An 18,133-nucleotide genomic window follows, 5' to 3' on the forward strand; every position below is an offset into this window, starting at 1 on the left:
GCAATCTGGCTTAAAGTCACGGAAAAATTTCTTTTATATATTAGATAAACTTATCACCAATTAATCTGAAGACCCGAAGTCAAAACCAGGGATCTCGTTAAATCGTAGTGCAGTTTATGGAGAATTCGCTACCGAAGCAGGTAAGTCTAACTCAGGAAATTTTCTTGCACCGGATTGCCAATCGCATCCGGCAATCGTTGGAATTGCAAGAGATTTTGTCGGCAACGGTAGCAGAAGTACGCGCATTCCTTGGTACTGATCGCGTCAAAATTTACCAGTTTCAACCTGATGGACATGGGTTAGTAATTGCCGAATCGATTCAGCCTGATCGGCTACCTCCCCTGCTTGGGCTGAATTTTCCCGCAGATGACATTCCGCCCTATGCCCGTGAATTGTTTGTCCGAGCACGTCAGCGCTCTGTAGTAGATTTGACAACACATGAAATTGGCATCAGTCCTCTTAATTCCTTGGAAACAGGTGAACCACTCAACCAGCAAGATATTCGCTATCGTCCTGTCGATCCTTGCCATGTAGAATATTTGACAGCAATGGGAGTGAAATCCTCAGTTGTAGTGCCAATCGTTTTAGAAAGCAAGGAAACCGGCAAAGATTCGTTACCTTCTTTGCAGCAATCATCTCAATTGTGGGGACTGTTGGTGTCGCACCATTTTGAACCACGGGTGGTAAGTGAGCAAGAATTATTATTTATTCACCTACTTACAGGAAAGCCAAGGTGGACGCTATCGTAATAATGAAAGCTTTGTAGTCGATGATGTCTACAGTATGGGATTTACCCAGTGCCACATTGATATCCTCGAACAATTTCATGTCCGAGCATTCATGATTGCGCCAATTTTTGTGGGGCAGGAGTTATGGGGCTTACTGGGGGCATATCAACACTCAGGTAGTCGGCATTGGGAAGCTTTGGAAGTAGAGTTTTTAACACAAATCGCTACTCAGTTAGGAGTTGCCTTACAACACGCGGTACTGCTTAAGCATACACAACAACAAGCCACACAACTTTCTCAAGCACTGGATCATTTGCGCCAAACTCAAGCACATCTAATTCATAGTGAAAAGATGTCGAGTTTGGGACAACTAGTAGCAGGAGTGGCACACGAAATCAACAATCCTGTCAATTTCATCTATGGCAATCTTTCCCATATTGATGAGTACACGCAGAACTTGATTGAGATGCTCAATCTCTATCAACACTACTATCCTGAACCTGAACCGGAAATTCAAAAACGCGCTAAATTAGCAGATTTAGAATTCATTGCTGAAGATTTGCCTAAACTGTTTTCCTTACTTAAACTAGAGGCAGAGCGCATTCGTGAAATTGTTCTTTCCTTACGAAATTTCTCTCGTTTGGATCAAGCCGAAGTCAAAGCGGTTAATATTCATGAAGGTATTGATAGCACTCTGCTAATATTGCAGCATCGTTTTAAACCCAATTCATTGCATTCAGGTATTAAAGTTGTTAAGGAGTACGGCGAATTACCTCAAGTAGAGTGTTTCGCCGGACAACTTAATCAAGTGCTGATGAACTTATTGGCAAATGCGATCAACGCCATAGAAGAGTCGTGCCGTCAATCAGCTAAACAAGGTGAGAAATACAATCCCAGTATTAAGATTAGGACACAACTGGTAGGAGGCGAACAAGTGCAAATTTCCATTCAAGATAATGGAGTTGGCATGAATCAAGAGGTACAGGCTAGGCTGTTCGATCCTTTTTTCACAACCAAGCCTGTAGGGCAAGGGACAGGTTTAGGACTCTCAATTAGTTACCAAATTGTCGAAAAGCACGGCGGCAAATTACTGTGTATTTCTCAACCTGGTGAAGGCGCTGAGTTTCTCATTGACATTCCACTCAAACAATTTGGGGCTGCAATAATTCGTAATTAAATAATCGGTAAAAATGTCAAGTAGTTTTAACAAAAAACAGTGTTAATCTTGCTCAATTCAAACCAAGTGCGATCGCCAATTACACCATCTACAGGTAAGCCAGTACGTGTTTGCAAACCTTTGACTGCTGTTTCGGTACGACTACCAAAGTCTCCATCAATTGCACCATTATAATAGTCACCAACTGCAAGTCTTTCCTGAATTCTTTTAATCAGTTCTCCTTTGCTACCTTTTTTGAGAATGGGCATATCTACTGGCGCACCTTTGTAGAGCGATCGCCAAGTTCTATCTTCAACAATTCCATCTTGTGGCAAAAACATCTTGCTCTCAAAAATTTTAACAGCTTTTGTTGTTCTTAGACCAAATATCCCATCAATTACTTCTTCACCGGGAAATACACAAGCACCATTACTACCTAAGTATACAAAAGCACCATATTTCAATAACAGTTTTTGTAGCTCTTTAACTGCTTCACCTCTAGAACCCTCTTTCAGAACTGGCTTATTAAGTTGTGCAGCAAAGTTGGATGAATCGGTTGTAGATGTCATAATTTGTAATCCTTGTTTGTTTCTATCTCTAGAATCATCAGTTAACTCTCCGATTCCGCAAAAAACTTGAGAAATCAGATCCCCGACAACTTCTGCGAAGTCGGGGATCTTTGCCAAAGAGCTACTTGCTGCCTTAGTTCCGGCATATCTAAATAATCGTGAGCAAAAGCCTTGCGTAAAAGCGGATGAGGAATAAACTCATCGTACTTTTGTAATTCCAGCGGTTCAGAACTACTAACTAAATGTTCTGCGGTAATTCTTTGCTCAGATAAAGAAACAATTTCCGGATAAATATATTGAAATTTATCCTTCGCTAACTTAAGAGTCAAAAAATAGGGATTAACACCGCCAATACTGTGAATCTCCAAAGACTCACGACAAAAACAGTTAAGCAATCTTTCCAAAGTACGATAAGCTACAGTACCCATCCAAGGAAAAATACAGCACTTACCTTTTTCCAATAAAACTATATTGTGTTTATCCAACCCAGCATTGCGTGTCAATTGACGAACTGACTGCAAACGTTGCAAAGCATTCTTCTGCAAATAGCCATACTCAACATCCTCAAATAACACCTGCCGCATTCTTTGCAGAACCTTTGTATGAATATTACCAGTACCACCACGCCAATAAATATTAGCCGTCGTACCTTCCCCAGGCTGTACCAAAATAATCTTTTTCTTAAAATCAACTTCCAAAACCTGCCAACTTCTCCCAGACAAAGCAAACTGACTACCCACAGAAACTGGTGTCATAACACTACCAATTTCCGTACTTCCTTGCTTCACAACATATTCCTGATTAGCCGAAAAAACAGCATAAAAATTAAAATTACCAACCACCTTCTCCCCAGCCAAACCAATAATTAAATTACCCTTATCCGTCCGGTCAATATGTTGAATATCAATCAAATAACGTAGCAACAACTTAAAATCATCTTGAGAAACAGCAGCAAAAGAAGGCAAACTTAAAACCTGTCGAGCAAGAACAGCAACCTTCATCTCTCCCGCCGCCGCCAAAATACTCATAGTTTGTTGATACAACAAACTAAAAGGATGTCGAGGAGGCACAGAAGGCTCAATCCAACGCTCCTCCAAATAAAGTTGAATAATCGCAATACACTGCAAAAGTTGCCAAGGAACTAGCTCAGGTAGAGAAGCCTCAAGCCTTGGCTCATCCTCACCACAAACAAACCGCATATCAGCAGCCTCACCCCTTCTCCCCGCACGCCCCAACCGCTGCAAAAAACTAGCCACAGAAAGAGGAGCCTCCAACTGAACCACCCGCTCCAAAAAACCAATATCCACACCCAACTCCAAAGTCATCGTCGCCGCAACAACAGCAGGCACACCAGGTTCACGCATAGCCATCTCCGCTGCTCGACGCAAAGAAGCAGAAACACTACCATGATGCACATAAAAAACATCCTCAGCCCCCTCATCCGCAGCAAGCCCACGCAAACCAGCAACCACAGACTCAGCCTCAGACTTACTATTAGCAAAAATCAAACACTTCCCAGCCCCACAAACATCAAAAATATACCGCTCATAATCCTCCCTCCCCTCCCCTCTTCCCTTGGCGCTCTTGGCGTCTTCTCTGCGAGACGCTGCGCGTTCGCGGAGCGTCCCGAAGGGAAGGCGGTTCAAAACAAAAAACTCCACCCCCAACTTAACCCGCCGTTGCCCCACCTCAACCCTTGGCGTAATCACCCCTTTATCAGTCCCCGAACCCAACCACACCTCAGCCAAAGAATAATCACCAAGAGTAGCCGACAAACCAACACGACGAGGATGTACCCGAGTCAGACTCGCCAACCGCCCCAACTGACAAAGAATCTGACAACCCCGCTCCGAACCCATAAAAACGTGAATTTCATCAATAACAACAAACCTTAAATCACCAAACAGACGTAAAAGATCGTGATTCTTATTAATCAACAAACTCTCCAAAGACTCCGGAGTAATTTGCAGAACACCACGCGGATTCTTCAGCAACTTATTTTTATGACTTTGAGAAACATCACCATGCCAATGCCAAACCGGAATATCTGCCTCTTTCAGCAAATCATTAAGACGTTCAAACTGGTCATTAATTAAAGCCTTAATCGGTCCAATATACAACACACCGATAGAAGAGGCAGGATTTTCATGTAATAGTGTCAAAATAGGTAGAAAAGCCGCTTCCGTTTTTCCTGAAGCAGTGCCAGCCGCAATTAGCAGATGTTCATCAGTATCAAAAATTACCTTGCAAGCCTCAGTTTGAACTGGTCGTAATTCAGTCCAGTTGTGATTGTAAATATATTCTTGAATAAAAGGGGCAAGTCGGAAAAATGCGCCTTGGGCTTTGCTCTTGTTGTAGACATCACTCATACTTGGTTAGCCCAACGTTAGTATTCCAGCTTGATAATTCACCACCAATGGTAGAATCTTAAGCCACTCTGAACCCAGCAATACTTCTTCAATTGCGTCCCCCGCAATAACAGGAATCTCATACTCAATTCCAGCTAATAAAACCTTGCCTAAATAAAGATCAAAAGTACTGTCTCCCTGTGCCGTTAGCAATTCTTCCTCACGAATAAAATCCCAGTCAAGCGCATCTAAGTCTTGTTTATTAATTGCTATAAAGCCTGTGAAACCAGTATCCAACATAGTATCCACAGGCAAATTTAATCCATCAGCAGTTATCAAATCAATTTCAAAAAATAGCTTACCCCTCTCACCAAATGTACCCTGTATCATATTCTGCCCGTGGCTCCAGTTTCATTTAAGCAGAACATACAGTGAACAGCATTTGGGTGCTTCTCGCGAGCTTTAAGGCTTGCAACTTCCTTATCTTCATCAATAAAATAATCACCGCTATACGGCTCAACAGCAATATACCAACCATAGTGTTTCTCTATCCATTCGGGACGCACTCTTTCAAAAATTGCCCGACAACGTTGATGAAATGCGTCTCGTTCAGCTTTGCGCCTAGCTAATTCTTCTGGTGGCAAAGTGCGTTCGGGAAATATTCTGCCCCGACGACGTGCAGGTTTTTGTGGTATTGCTTCAGTCATCTTACGATCCCCACTTGTTAGTCAAATTATTATATTATCTTAAATATAATACAAAATATAGATTTTTTTAGAAAAAGTAATTAACATTGCTAGTTGCTTTTAGAAACCGTGAAATTTACTAAGAATTTAATGTGTTTGACAGAGTAGAGAAACGATTTCGTTTGAGCGATCGTTCATCGATTAGATTAGGCTTATAATGTAGAGTAAATTGGGCGGTATAACAATGAGTACAAGCGCATTAAGAGTAGATTTACCTTTGGGATTATCAGATTATAATAATAGTTTTTGATATTTTATTTTCTGGAAGTCCCTATCTTTAATTTTGTTTTGCATTCTTTACGACTGCGATTGTTGTTGCTTCGAGAAAACACATGCTCTACCATGAGCAATTCAAGAACATATTGCCTTGCTAACGACCCAAAGCTACTTGTCTGCTGGCAAGCCATTGTCAATGGCATCGTCTTGATAAAGCAACTCAAGATACTCTTCATCCAATTCTCTGTTTGGTATTAGACTGTGTGGTTTTACTAACGGTAAGTTGATTCCTTCAACTGGTACGGAGGTGATATGGCTAATGTCCTGTGTCGTATGAGTTGCATCTTCTCTAAATCCAATATTTTGGATTAAGTTTGTTTTCGGAATCAAAGATAAGCCTTGGTTAACTGCACGACTAAAACCCCATTTAACGTCCCAGCAACTGACGCTACCCGTGGCGGCATATTCAAAGGATTTATAAACATTTCGGCTCTGCTTACCAAAATACTGAAGATCGGATTTTATTTTGTATGTTTGCCAACTTTTCATTTCCGGATCGTAGGACGCCCATGCTCTCCGCCAAGTTGCCCAACCCCAACACAAGCCTATTCTTGATACATAGAAGCTTTCTTTCATGCCAGGTTGAGGTTTCACATTGAAACCTGCTATATGCATTATCTGCTCTTGCTCTCGGTAAAACGTTAGCAATTCTTCACAAAACTGAAAAAAAATTGGATGAGGTAGACAATCATCTTCAAGGATAATGGCTTCTTCAAAAGTATTGAAAACCCAGTTTAGACCACTTGGTATTCGCTGATGGCAACCTAGATTGATATCAGAATAATTTTTCAGAACCTCACAATCCCAGTCAACCTGTTCGATAATTGCACGCGCAGCCTCACATCGCTCTAATTCACCTTGACGCTCTAAGCGAGGACCATCAGCAACTACCAACAGCTTTGCTGGTTTTGCTTTGCGAATTGCTTGAAATACTTTTTCAGTGGTATCTGGTCGGTTGAAGATGAACAGAACAACTGGTGCTTTCATATTTTCATATACCTGCTAGTAATTTTTATGAACTCTCTCTACCGTTTGACCGTATTTCTTAGAAGATGGTCTATTGGAGTTTGTAGCATTTTAGCATCGCTGATGACATTTGAGCAAATTCTTGCGTAAGTTATAACTCACGCAAGAAAGCAACATGGTTCGTTAAGCCCGAAACCAGGTAGCTTTCGTGACAAACTGTGAAAAACTCCATCACAATGATAGGAATTTGCATACAAACGATTTCCTCTTTAGTTACTCGTCAGTCAGTTTCAGGTCATAAGAGTTCCAAAATGTTCCTAGTAAGGCGGAGTGTTGAATACCTTGGATACGATTTCGTACTGCCACCATTGATAAAGGGTTAACTAGATAGATAAACGGTAGATACTCCTGAGTAATTCGTTGAGTTTCTGCATAGATATCTTTGCGCTTTGCTTCATTCAGTTCAGAGGCTACCTGAATGTATAAATCACCAATTTTCTGTTCCCAATCTGCTACCTGTCGCCCTGTTATCGGCGTTTGTCCTGCTTGGGATTCTTGATTAAAAAAGTGCCAACCAGCTTCAGGCAACCAAACATTAGCCCAATCATTCGGTTCCTCACTCACAGCAACTTCAAGCAATTTACACTCCCAATCGAAAGTTCGAGTCAGTTTGTCTATGAAAACGCTAGTAGCTACGGGATTGAAATCAACAGCTATGCCAAGATTACTCAAATCTTGTTTTATGTTTACCCCCATCGCCAGTAATATCTTGTTGTCAGTATTCGTCATTAGAGTAAAACGCACCATATTTCCTCTATCGTCTAATAACTGACCTTTATTGTTGTATTTAAAACCTGCTTTTAGAAGTAATTCTTTCGCTTTCTTTTGATTGTATTCATAGACCTTTAAACCAGCTTGCACAGGGAGATAATATTTGCTCTGTACAGCAATTGGCGAATTTTGCAGTTCACCCAATCCCTTATAGATATTGTTGAGTATTTGTTGGCGATTAATTCCATAGGCAACTGCTTGTCTAAATTCCACTGTATTGAACCAACGAGACTTAATGGGATCGACCAGTGGTTGACTATTCCTACTGCCTTTATTGAGATTAAAAGTAATAGCAGTTGACCCTACAAAAAGACCGCCATTGTAGATGGTAAATTTACCTTTTTTTTCTTCATGTTTTAATAATGAAAAATAATCAGTATTCACGTTGATGTAATCCAATCCTCCAGAGCGAAATTGCATTAAAGAGGTATCAAGACTTGCAATAATTTGCCCAATCACTCGTTGAATATAAGGCTGCGAATTGCCTTGAGCATCTTTACGCCAATAATAAGGATTTTTTCGGAACGTTACCCGCTGGCTCGGAATATAAGATTCTATCGTATAAGGACCGTTAACAATAATGTTTTCTGGCGGAGTATCAGTTCCCCAAGTAGAGAGAAATTTAGGTTTGCCTTCTTGGTCTTTTGTTTTGACTGCTTCACGGAAAGCATGTTCCGGTAAAATTTCTAGTTTTGTCGCCCGAATAAATGGGGCAAATGGTTCAGGTAATGTAAATTCAACTCGCAAGTCATCAAGTTTTCGCACAGTGGGGAAGGTGCGATTTTTACCAATTAAGAAGAAATCTTTAGCATATGTAGGAATGGCTGGATTCCGGTAAATTTCATTGTAAGTAAAAACTACATCTGAAGCAGTTAGGGGCTTTCCATCTGACCATTTTAGCCCTTTCCTGAGAGTGTAAATTACTTGTTTATTATCTTGAGAAATTTGCCAAGATTCGGCAAGGTTCGGTTCAATTTCTCCGCGTGCATTTTCTTTTACTAGCCCTTCATAGGTGAAGTTCAAAATATCAACTGATTCTACAATTAAAGCCGGATTAAAAGTCGTTGGTTCTGTCCCAAAAGTGACAACAATTTGAGATACTGGTGTTGCTTTGATTTTTAAATTAACTTGATTATAGCTAATCAATATGATCGCTGTTGTCAATAGCAAAATTATTAACCAAAGATGACGAATAAAAGTAAAGTTTTTAAATATTTTAATTAACTTATCGTTCAACATCCTGAAACTAACAACCTATGGGCATCTTCTAATAAAGCTGGTATTTTGTCAGCATGGGGACTATGACGCAGACAATGGCTCAGATCAAATTCTCTAACTCGCTCTGCTGTGCAACCAGGAAACCAGGGATCTGCATTGTATAAGTGGTTGTAACGCCTTATGGCATATTCAAACATATCATAGGCTAGTGCTAAATTTCGCAACCATAAAATAATTGGAATATTAATTTGACCAGGGGTTTCTTGATAAGTGGGTAAACCAATGTGCCAAGTATTATACCAGTCTTCGCCTAGTGTGGCGATCGCTTCTTTTTCCAAACGGTTTAAAATTGGCGGTAAAATTTCATCCGCTCGATCTAAAAGTTCTATAACCTTCAAATGTTCATCAAAATCTGATGGTTTGGATGCACCCAAGCTTAAGGTATGCACTTGGGGATGGCGCAAACAAAATAGATCGTTAAACACCATCGGGCTGAGAGGGTAGCACAATTCCACTAACTTTTGTGGAGGTTTGTAGAGCATACCGCCTTTATCTGATGGGCTAATGATAAACACCCCCATGTCATGACGTGTGGCTGCTTCAATTGCTAACCAGTTGAATTGATTAATGTAGTACCAGTGTAGGTTAACATAATCAAATTGATTGGTTTCAATAGTTTTGATAATTAAGTCTGTGGGAGCGTGGGTAGAAAAGCCAATAAACTTTACCTTCCCCTCAGCTTGCAACTGTCGCGCTACATCAAGACAGCCATCGGGACAAATGCTATATTCGAGTTGTTGGTCACTATTAATGCCATGCAGTGCTAGTAAGTCAATGTAATCTAGCTTTAATAAAGCCAAAGATTTCTCGCACAAACGGCGAAAGTCTTCTGGAGCAGGTGTAGGAGCAACCTTAGTCTGCACAATAATTTTTTCTCTAGGCAACTTAGGTAAAATAGCTCCTAATTGCATCTCAGAAGTCCCATACATTCGGGCAGTTTCGATGTGATTTATACCAACTTCTAAAGAACGGTGAATAGTAACTTCTAAATTCCGTTGATTTTCATCGGGAATTTTTTCTTGAGCAAGCTCCTCATACTCAGTATACTGATAGCGCATACCACCGCAAGAAAAGACTGGCATCGCCAATTCTGTACGCCCAAATCTACGATATTGCATTATAAAGGTGTTTTGATTCCTACTGAAATGGCTTCTGCTAGCTGAACTACAGTAGGTTTCTCAAACAGGTAGACTAAAGGAATATCTACTTGGAAAGCTGACTGTAGTTTGCATATAACTTGAAGAGCTTGAGAAGAATGTCCTCCTAGTTCAAAAAAGTTGTCTTGAGTACCAATCTGCTCTAGCCCTAAAATATCTTTCCAGATATCTAAAACAACTTCTTCGATAGGATTTTGAGGTGCAACAAAGCCCTTCAATATTGGGAATGCAGCATTTTGAATTGGTATTCGAGGTTCATATTTTGAGATAAGTTCAGCAATATGTCGGTTAGGATTGGTCGTTATTGTTTCCAGCAATGTCTGAAAATTCTCGACCATCTTGGTAATAGTGGCAGCTTCAAATAAATCAGTTCTGTATACAAGCAAGCCGTCAATACCTGTTGATGTTTCTTCGAGTGTTAACTCTAAATCAAACTCGGCGGTATCCTTTGTATCTTTGGCAATAAACTGCTCTTTCAAAATTAGATTTGAAAATTCTAAATTATCTTCTGGAGTATTTTGAAAGACAAACATTACTTGATTTAGTAATGTGTAACTAGGATCTCTCACTGGCTGGAGTTCTTCTACTAGCTTGATCAGGGGCATTTCTTGATGAGCGTAGACACCCAAAGCTACCTCACGTACTCGGCTGAGTAATTCCCGAAAGCTGGGATTTCCTCCTAAGTTGGTACAAAATGGCAGTAAATTGACAAAGAAACCAATCAGTTTCTCAGTTTCCACTCTGGTGCGATTGGCAAGCGCACTGCTGACAATGATATCTTCCTGTCTTGTATAAGCGAAGAGTAATGTCTTGAATGCTGCCAACAAGGTCATAAACAGGGTTACGCCTTCCTGTTGACTCAGCACCTTGAGCGCATCGGTTAACTTCTTGGAGAGAACTACTGATTGACCTGCACTTTCAAAGGTTCGCACTGGTGGACGCGGACGATCGCTTGGTAGCTTCAATACAGGTGGACTAATGCCTAAATGCTTTTTCCAAAACTGAAGCTGAGATTCTAAAACTTGCCCTTGTAACCACTGCCGCTGCCATTGAGCAAAGTCGGCATATTGGATGGGTAACTCTGGCAGCGGCGACGGCTTACCCTGACAAAAAGCTTCGTAAAGGGTTGCCAGTTCTTGAGTTAAAATACTAAAAGACCAACCGTCAGCAACAATATGGTGTGTGACGGCAACGAATAAATACTCTTGTTCATTCAAGCGCCAAAGCTTGCTTCGCAATAATGGTCCTCGTGCCAAATCGAAAGGCTGCTTAATTTCCTTCTCAGCCAGTTTTGTAACTTCAGTTTCGCGCTCAGTTTCGCTTATGTGCTGGAGATCAATGACGGAAAAGTCAAAGACTGGTTCGTTAACAACAGCATAAACCACTTGTCCATTTTTAACCTGAAAAGTCGATCGCAATGTCTCGTGCCGCCGGACAATTTCTCTTAAACTCTCAAACAATGCTTTCTCGTCGATCGCACCTGTGACGCGATAGACCAAAGGCAGGTTATAGATGGGATTACCTGGATAGAATTGGTCAAAAAACCACAACTCTAGCTGGGTTAAAGAAATTGGTATTGTCTCGTCTTGCTTTGGCAAGCGTTTTAAAGATAACTCCTGCCGATCTGGCTGGCTAGCTGCTTCGATTTTTTTGGCTAAAGGTGCGATCGCCGGAGACTCAAACAAACTCAACAGCGGTAATTCTATCCCAAATGCTTTGCGCGTCAAAGATATCACCTGAGTTGCTTTTAAAGATTGTCCCCCCAAATTAAAGAAGTTATCGTAAATGCCAACTTTTTCTAACCCTAAAACATCTCTCCAGATCCCAGCCAAAATTTCTTCTGTGGGAGTACGCGGTTCAACAAATGTTTGACCTAATTCAGGTCTGCTTGTTGTCGGTTCGCTGAGAGCGCGACGGTTGACTTTACCATTGGGTGTTAAGGGGAAGGATTCCATTTCTACAAAAGCGGATGGAATCATATAATCTGGCAGTTGTTCAGTCAGAAAAGTCCGCAGTTGTTCGACGGTTACTGTCTGTCCTCGAATTGGTACAAAGTAAGCGACTAAATATTTTTCCCTTGCACTTGCTCCATGCACCTTTGCTACTGCTTGGTTAATTTGGGGATGTTTGCTCAAAACTGCTTCAACTTCTCCCAGTTCAACGCGAAAGCCCCGGACTTTTACCAAATCGTCTATCCGTCCCAAAAATTCGATATTCCCATCCGGTTGATATCGAGCCAAATCCCCTGTTTTATAAAGCCTTCTGCCTCCTGACTCCTGACTCCTGACTCCTGACTCCTCAAACGGATTGGGGATAAACTTTTGGTTTGTCAAATCTACGCGGTTGAGGTAGCCACTCGCCAAACCAGCACCGCTAACGTAGAGTTCCCCAGGAACGCCAATCGGCACGGGTTGGAGATTGCGGTCTAATAAATAAACTTGCACGTTGACAGCAGGCTTACCAATCGGTGGATAAATCGGCCACTCATCTGGATTTTGGCTAAAAGTATAAGCTGTAACTAAATCTGCTTCCGTGGGACCGTAGAAATTATAGAGCGTACAATTTTCCAGACGCTTAAATAGCTTAATCATTGGCTGAGTAATCTGGAGTTGTTCGCCACAAGCGATCGCTTCCCTAATGTTGTTAAATAAATGTTCTTGTTCCCCGTATATTTCCGCTAATTGCTGCCAAAGGGTAACTGGCAAAATAACTTTCCCAATCGGGTTATTGGCGAGCAAGTGAATTAATTTATCTAAATCTTTGCGATCGCTTTCTGGAATTATATACAGCGTGCCTCCGAAGCACCATGCCACAAATATTTCGTGATAGCTGACATCAAAACTAAGGGAGGCAAACTGGAGAACACCAACGCCTGTTGCCATCTTTGCCTGATGGTGTTCGATCAAATTGGTGAGCGATCGATGGGGGACAAGGGTGCCTTTTGGAGTTCCAGTAGATCCTGAGGTATAAATTATGTAAGCTAGATGAGTATCTTCAACATCTATCTGAGGATTGATATCAGATTCTCTGCCAAGATTGTCCCATTCTTCATCTAACACAATGAGATGGTGAGCAAAGTGGCCATCAAGCAATGACGAACAACGTGTTTGAGTTAAGACGACTGGTGCTTGAGAATCGCTGAGCATGAAGGCTAAACGCTCTGGCGGATAGTTGGGATCGAGGGGAACGCAAACTCCCCCAGCTTTGAGAGTTCCTAAAATGGCGATCGCCGCTTCAATTGATCGCTCCACACAAATGCCCACTGGGACATTTGGTTTGACACCCAAGCGTTGCAAGTAGTGCGCGATTCTGTTGGCTTGCTGGTTCAACTCCTCATAAGTCAATCTTTGGTTTTCATATACCACAGCCAAGTTGAGAGGTGTTTTTTCGACTTGATCCTCGAATAATTGATGGATGCAACGATTGATGGGATGCGCTGCTGAGGTAGCATTCCACTCTACTAAAAGCAAATCTTGCTCTGCTGGAGTAAGTAGCGGTAACTCGCCTGGGGTTCGATGAGGATGAGCGGCAATTCCCTCTAATATAGTTAGGAAATGACCAGCCATGCGGTCAATGAATTCTGCATCAAAGCGATCGCGATCGTAGTAAATTCTTACAGTCATTTCAAAGCTAGGAACTGCCACCACCGTGAGAGGATAATTCGTTTGCCCCAAGTCAAGCAGCTCTCCTATTCTCAAGTTTCCCGGAAGTTGCTGCAAAGTTGCATTTACAGGATAGTTTTCAAACACTACAATGCTTTCAAACAGGGGTTGATTCCTTTGAATTTCACTCACGCCCTGAATATCTACCAGTGGAGTGTATGAATACTGCTCCCGCTCTAAGTACTCTTGTTGCAACAACTGTAGCCAGGATAACAGGTCGGTTGTGTCAGGAATTTTTACCCGTGCAGGTAGAGTATTAATGAACAACCCTACCATCGATTCCACACCAGATAAAGTAGTGGGACGACCAGATACAGTAGTCCCAAAAACCACGTCAGACTCACCACTGTAGCGACACAGTAGCAGCGCCCAAGCTGCTTGTACCAAGGTAGCGAGTGTCAGATGATGTTGTTGAGCAAAAGACTTTAAAGTAGTGGTTGTCTCGGCTGATAGATGTCGGTATCGAACCTGGATATTTTGCTGTTGATGAAGACTCTGCCCTGCTGGTGGCTCGATCGCCAAAGGTGTAGGCGCAGTGAAACCTTCCAGATTTTGTTGCCAGAACGCCTTCGCATCAGCTAGGTCTTGCTGCTGCAACCAATTAATGTAGTCTCGATAAGGGCGAGTAGGGGCTAAATACAACTGTTGACCGTTTTTTAACGACTCGTAGAAAGCAAAGAGTTCTTTGAAGAGAATCGGCCAGCTCCAGCCATCAAGTAGTAGGTGATGAAAGCTCCAGACAAACTCATAAATTTCATCCGCCACCCGAATTAATACAAAGCGCATTATTGGAGCTTTGTCAAGTTCAAAACCTTGTTTTCTATCTGAATCTAAGAAAGAATTGAGACGAGATTGCCGCTCTTGTGGAGAAAGCGATGTCTGACGACAAGCCGCAGAGCGTCTACGCCAATCTAAATTAGTCCAAGGTAAATTAACCTGTTTACGCACCACCTGAAGAGGTTGTTTGCGATTCTTCCAAACAAAAAGAGTTCGTAAAGCCGTGTGTCTGTCAACCAAAAGTTGCCAAGCCCGTTCAAATAGACTTGGTTCTAAATTGCCATGAATAGTTAATTGAAACTGCTCGAAATATATTCTCGATTCCGGCTCATAGAGAGTATGAAAGAGCATCCCCTCCTGCATAGGTGAAAGGGGATAGATAAATTCAATATCTTTACTTTTACTTTGTTTCTGCTCAGTTACCATTGTTTTATTTCTTTAAAAAAGATGATATTAATTATGCGAACGATTCAAATATAACTGCTATAGACTGAGAATTTACTAAATACTTGATTACCAAATCCCTTAGAAAGCAGATATTGACAATCCGCCATCTACAGGAATAGTTACACCCGTAATATAGCTAGCACATTCCGATGCTAGAAAAGCAACTAAATTAGCAACTTCCATAGACAAACCACGACGACCTAAAGGAATAGTATTATTCGTTCCTTCTATGATAGAGTCAACCGTGCGACCTTCCTGTTGGGCAAATACTTCCAAATATTCTCTGTGTCTTGGTGTATCAATAATTCCTGGATTGATAGAAGTAACCAACACATTCGACTTAGCAACTTGCGTGGCGACATTTTTAGTAAAGTTGATTAATGCGGCATTCGCCACCCCCGATTTAACAAGACGACTAGAAGGTTCTTTTCCTGATGTCCCAATAATATTTATGATGCGTCCCCATTTCTGATTTTTCATATTAGGGAGTACCAGATTGGTCATACGAATATAGCCCATTAACTTGCCTTCAAAGACAGTTGCCCAATCTTCATCAGATAAATTTTCTAACGAAGCAGTAGAAAATTTAGCACCATCTGAATTATTGACCAAAATATCAATTTGGCCAAATTGTTTGAGAGCTTCTTGTACTAATTTTTGAGAATCATTTGCCTTTTGGACATCAGCACAGATGGTGATGATTGCTTGAGAACTAACCAGTTCTCGAGCGGCTTGTTCCAATCGTTCTGAATTTCTACCACAAATTATTAGCTGACAACCTTCTGCTGCCAATTTTTGGGCAATAGCATAACCAATACCCGCACTCGCTCCTGTCACTAAAGCTACTTTCTCTGTTAATCCTAAATCCATGATTATTCCTTTACGAAGCAGCTAGCACCGCTGCGCGAAAGTCAAAAGTCAAAAGTCAAAAGTCAAAACTATTACAGATTAAGGCTTTTGCCTGTTTCAAATGGTAGCTTTATTTCCGCCGCGTTGTACTAGTCGCGCCATATCTGTCTGAGAAAAAGTATCTTTAAGTAAGAAACGAGAGCAAGGTCGAATCAAAATTTCTATCAAAGATACTGTTTCATCACAATGATTATACCCCTGGTAAAGGACATCAGCAGGAGCATAATAAACACTGCCATATTCTAACTGCTGCTGTTGTTCTTCCACTGCGATCGTTAACTGACCATTAAGGACTATTCCCATTGTGTCGCTTGCAGATTGGCGAGTTGGTATTATTCCCTTTGGAGGAATTTGGGTGATGACAATTTCAAACCAAGAACCAACAACAGACTGGCAGTCGAAACCTGTCAATTCATCTTGAGTCGGCGAAACTTTAAGAATAGCCTCCTCAGCTTCTTCAGAATTTGTGATGCGTTTCACATCAAATGCTAATGCAGTTTCTGAAAAAGGATTTACAGAACCATGAAGAACATTAGAACCAGCCACATAAACTTGCTGAAGCGGTTCAAGAATTTCTTTAGTACCGTTGATGTTAATTTCCAAACGACCGGCGATTTGCATTCCAATTTGACTTTCGCGATGTCGATGTAATTCAAAAGTTGCTCCTGGTGGAATAGAGGCTAATTGAACAACTGTGTCTTGACATTGAAATGCTATTAACTCTACATCTGAATTAATTTTTTTAGTTTGTGGTTTTGGAAAAAATTTAGACATGATGTGCTAATTTTTTATGAAAAATAGACCAACTCATACGAATGTTTCCATAGATGGAAATGAACTCTAAATCGTAGGCTTCAGCAGCCTTCTCATTAGTAATAGCCAAATCGGCTAAACCCTGGTTTACCTGAATCGCTGCATCGCTAGTAGAGGGAGACAAATCTACTTGCATTTGTGCTAGGTATTGAGATGGCAATAGTTTTGACAACAAAGGTAGGGGCGCAGGATGAGTAGCAACTCTACATCCTTCTAAAACTACCTCTGTATTTTTCTTTTTAGCCAATCCATAAACTGGAGTAGGATATATAAAAATGAAGCCTAGTTCAAAACTGGGCTCCATATAAAACTCATTAATCAGTTCGTAAGCATGAGGAACTAGAGCGTGATCCACTTTGTCTTGTAGCAAAGCTTCTTTAACATCTATAAAGCTATCAAACAACTGAGTCGATAAAGTTAATTCCTCTGTTTTTAATTGGTTGACTAGATAATTTGAAACATAGTCACTGCTACTACCACTTGGTCCTAAAGTCCCTACAATTAAATTTCTTGAGGGTGGGATAGGGGGTTTAAATTCAATCGAAAACTTCAGCATAGTTTTAGCCTGGGTAATATACTAGGTTCATTGTTATTAACCATGAGCAATTAGCTATTAGCAATACTTGATATTAATCTTCAAAAATCGGTTCGGGAATGACTGGCACCGGATGATCGAGACGATAGGCATTCCAAGGCTTAATGAACTTTTCTCGTTTCAAATCAGAAAACCGTGATAGCTGTGCGTGAAATAGACTTTCGTAATAATCCAACTCCCTCCTCAGGTAATAGGCGGCTTTTTCTCTATACATTCTCACAAACATTCTGTAAGTATTATATTGTTTAGCTGCTACATCCTCTGAGTAAGACATCAGATCGTCTTCTATATCATTTAAAACTTCAAGAGGCCACATCAATTTTAATTCTTCATTTAATTCGTCTTGTGAGTAATTTAGACCCAACATCTTGAGCAAAGTACAATGTAAAACTCGATAGTCAGAAGAACGTAACTCTGCTGCTTTTTTAACCATTGTAAGAGTCACGTTACGAGAAGTTAATAACTTCGTTTCTAAATCAAAATAGTCTCCCAATTTATGTAAATAAAAATCAACTTTAAAATGTTTAAGATTAAATTTATCTAGAACAGAAAGAATAATTTTATGTTTATATTTCCAAGGAGAAATTTGAAGTTCTTGGGAACCTTCACTTTGAACTTCTTCAACTTCTTCATTGGTTTGATAAACAAGAGCTTCAATAAAACTAAGAATTGGATAGAACCGGAATAAGTCATTGATTGAGAGGTTATAAATCGGAAAGTAGTAAAGTACAAACTCCCGTAAAACCCTGTTAGAGCGCCGCATACTCTGATAAGAAATGCAGGGCATTTTAAAAGCAACTTCATTGAACAAAATTTCTTGATCGAGCGAACCCGTAACGATAGCTTTGGAGATTTTCATAAACGATATAATGGTT

Annotated in this window: 14 protein-coding genes; 2 read left to right on the forward strand and 12 right to left on the reverse strand. The window is 40.8% G+C overall.

The genetic code is table 11. From position 1 onward, the window contains the following. The first annotated feature begins 116 nt into the window (after nucleotides 1-116). A complete protein-coding gene (locus ICL16_RS48040) occupies nucleotides 117-749 on the forward strand; it encodes a GAF domain-containing protein (protein WP_475580109.1) in 633 nt (210 codons plus the stop codon). Further along, nucleotides 688-1,905: an ATP-binding protein gene (locus ICL16_RS31790; protein WP_475580111.1), complete on the forward strand. Its 1,218-nt coding sequence runs from the start codon at nucleotides 688-690 to the stop codon at nucleotides 1,903-1,905. Before ICL16_RS48040 ends, ICL16_RS31790 begins: the two co-directional genes overlap by 62 nt. Before the next feature lie 26 nt (nucleotides 1,906-1,931). On the opposite strand, the gene ICL16_RS31795 is transcribed toward ICL16_RS31790, so the two are convergent. From ICL16_RS31795 to ICL16_RS31850, 12 genes are all read right to left on the reverse strand, one after another. Next, complete coding sequence (locus tag ICL16_RS31795; protein WP_190835590.1) at nucleotides 1,932-2,453, reverse strand: peptidoglycan-binding domain-containing protein; 522 nt, start codon at nucleotides 2,451-2,453, stop codon at nucleotides 1,932-1,934. Between the two features lie 74 nt (nucleotides 2,454-2,527). Further along, nucleotides 2,528-4,822 (reverse strand): DEAD/DEAH box helicase, encoded by a 2,295-nt coding sequence (locus tag ICL16_RS31800; protein WP_190835591.1) that lies wholly within the window; start codon nucleotides 4,820-4,822, stop codon nucleotides 2,528-2,530. A 6-nt stretch (nucleotides 4,823-4,828) separates the two neighbouring features. Continuing rightward, complete coding sequence (locus ICL16_RS31805; protein ID WP_190835592.1) at nucleotides 4,829-5,191, reverse strand: aspartyl protease; 363 nt, start codon at nucleotides 5,189-5,191, stop codon at nucleotides 4,829-4,831. Beyond that, a complete protein-coding gene (locus tag ICL16_RS31810) occupies nucleotides 5,188-5,508 on the reverse strand; it encodes a hypothetical protein (RefSeq protein ID WP_190835593.1) in 321 nt (106 codons plus the stop codon). The genes ICL16_RS31805 and ICL16_RS31810 overlap by 4 nt, the downstream gene beginning before the upstream one ends. A 423-nt stretch (nucleotides 5,509-5,931) precedes the next feature. Next, complete coding sequence (locus tag ICL16_RS31815) at nucleotides 5,932-6,810, reverse strand: glycosyltransferase family 2 protein (protein WP_190835594.1); 879 nt, start codon at nucleotides 6,808-6,810, stop codon at nucleotides 5,932-5,934. 252 nt (nucleotides 6,811-7,062) lie between these two features. After that, entirely contained in the window at nucleotides 7,063-8,859 is a 1,797-nt protein-coding gene (locus ICL16_RS31820; RefSeq protein ID WP_190835595.1) for an ABC transporter substrate-binding protein, read from the reverse strand. Continuing rightward, complete coding sequence (locus tag ICL16_RS31825; protein ID WP_190835596.1) at nucleotides 8,853-10,016, reverse strand: aldo/keto reductase; 1,164 nt, start codon at nucleotides 10,014-10,016, stop codon at nucleotides 8,853-8,855. Before ICL16_RS31825 ends, ICL16_RS31820 begins: the two co-directional genes overlap by 7 nt. Then, entirely contained in the window at nucleotides 10,016-14,920 is a 4,905-nt protein-coding gene (locus ICL16_RS31830) for a non-ribosomal peptide synthetase (protein WP_190835597.1), read from the reverse strand. The genes ICL16_RS31825 and ICL16_RS31830 overlap by 1 nt, the downstream gene beginning before the upstream one ends. 99 nt (nucleotides 14,921-15,019) lie before the next feature. Beyond that, the gene (locus ICL16_RS31835; RefSeq protein ID WP_190835598.1) at nucleotides 15,020-15,811 is read right to left on the reverse strand and encodes an SDR family oxidoreductase; all 792 of its coding nucleotides are present in this window, start codon (nucleotides 15,809-15,811) and stop codon (nucleotides 15,020-15,022) included. Nucleotides 15,812-15,907: 96 nt separating this feature from the next. Further along, nucleotides 15,908-16,624 (reverse strand): cupin domain-containing protein, encoded by a 717-nt coding sequence (locus tag ICL16_RS31840; RefSeq protein WP_190835599.1) that lies wholly within the window; start codon nucleotides 16,622-16,624, stop codon nucleotides 15,908-15,910. Further along, entirely contained in the window at nucleotides 16,617-17,219 is a 603-nt protein-coding gene (locus ICL16_RS31845; RefSeq protein ID WP_190835600.1) for a LysR family transcriptional regulator, read from the reverse strand. Before ICL16_RS31845 ends, ICL16_RS31840 begins: the two co-directional genes overlap by 8 nt. Before the next feature lie 73 nt (nucleotides 17,220-17,292). After that, nucleotides 17,293-18,117, reverse strand: coding sequence for a hypothetical protein (locus tag ICL16_RS31850; protein ID WP_190835601.1), 825 nt, complete (start codon nucleotides 18,115-18,117; stop codon nucleotides 17,293-17,295). Nucleotides 18,118-18,133: the final 16 nt, after the last annotated feature.

It is taken from the genome of Iningainema tapete BLCC-T55 (genome assembly GCF_014698965.1).
Classification (GTDB): Bacteria; Cyanobacteriota; Cyanobacteriia; order Cyanobacteriales; family Nostocaceae; genus Iningainema; species Iningainema tapete.

Bases quoted from the DNA above. Each gene is read 5' to 3' on its own strand.
- ICL16_RS31820 (WP_190835595.1), bottom strand. From the start codon at position 8,859: ATGTTGAACGATAAGTTAATTAAAATATTTAAAAACTTTACTTTTATT.
- ICL16_RS31830 (WP_190835597.1), bottom strand. From the start codon at position 14,920: ATGGTAACTGAGCAGAAACAAAGTAAAAGTAAAGATATTGAATTTATC.
- ICL16_RS31800 (WP_190835591.1), bottom strand. From the start codon at position 4,822: ATGAGTGATGTCTACAACAAGAGCAAAGCCCAAGGCGCATTTTTCCGA.
- ICL16_RS31815 (WP_190835594.1), bottom strand. From the start codon at position 6,810: ATGAAAGCACCAGTTGTTCTGTTCATCTTCAACCGACCAGATACCACT.
- ICL16_RS31850 (WP_190835601.1), bottom strand. From the start codon at position 18,117: ATGAAAATCTCCAAAGCTATCGTTACGGGTTCGCTCGATCAAGAAATT.
- ICL16_RS31805 (WP_190835592.1), bottom strand. From the start codon at position 5,191: ATGATACAGGGTACATTTGGTGAGAGGGGTAAGCTATTTTTTGAAATT.
- ICL16_RS31845 (WP_190835600.1), bottom strand. From the start codon at position 17,219: ATGCTGAAGTTTTCGATTGAATTTAAACCCCCTATCCCACCCTCAAGA.
- ICL16_RS48040 (WP_475580109.1), top strand. From the start codon at position 117: ATGGAGAATTCGCTACCGAAGCAGGTAAGTCTAACTCAGGAAATTTTC.
- ICL16_RS31825 (WP_190835596.1), bottom strand. From the start codon at position 10,016: ATGCAATATCGTAGATTTGGGCGTACAGAATTGGCGATGCCAGTCTTT.
- ICL16_RS31795 (WP_190835590.1), bottom strand. From the start codon at position 2,453: ATGACATCTACAACCGATTCATCCAACTTTGCTGCACAACTTAATAAG.
- ICL16_RS31835 (WP_190835598.1), bottom strand. From the start codon at position 15,811: ATGGATTTAGGATTAACAGAGAAAGTAGCTTTAGTGACAGGAGCGAGT.
- ICL16_RS31810 (WP_190835593.1), bottom strand. From the start codon at position 5,508: ATGACTGAAGCAATACCACAAAAACCTGCACGTCGTCGGGGCAGAATA.
- ICL16_RS31840 (WP_190835599.1), bottom strand. From the start codon at position 16,624: ATGTCTAAATTTTTTCCAAAACCACAAACTAAAAAAATTAATTCAGAT.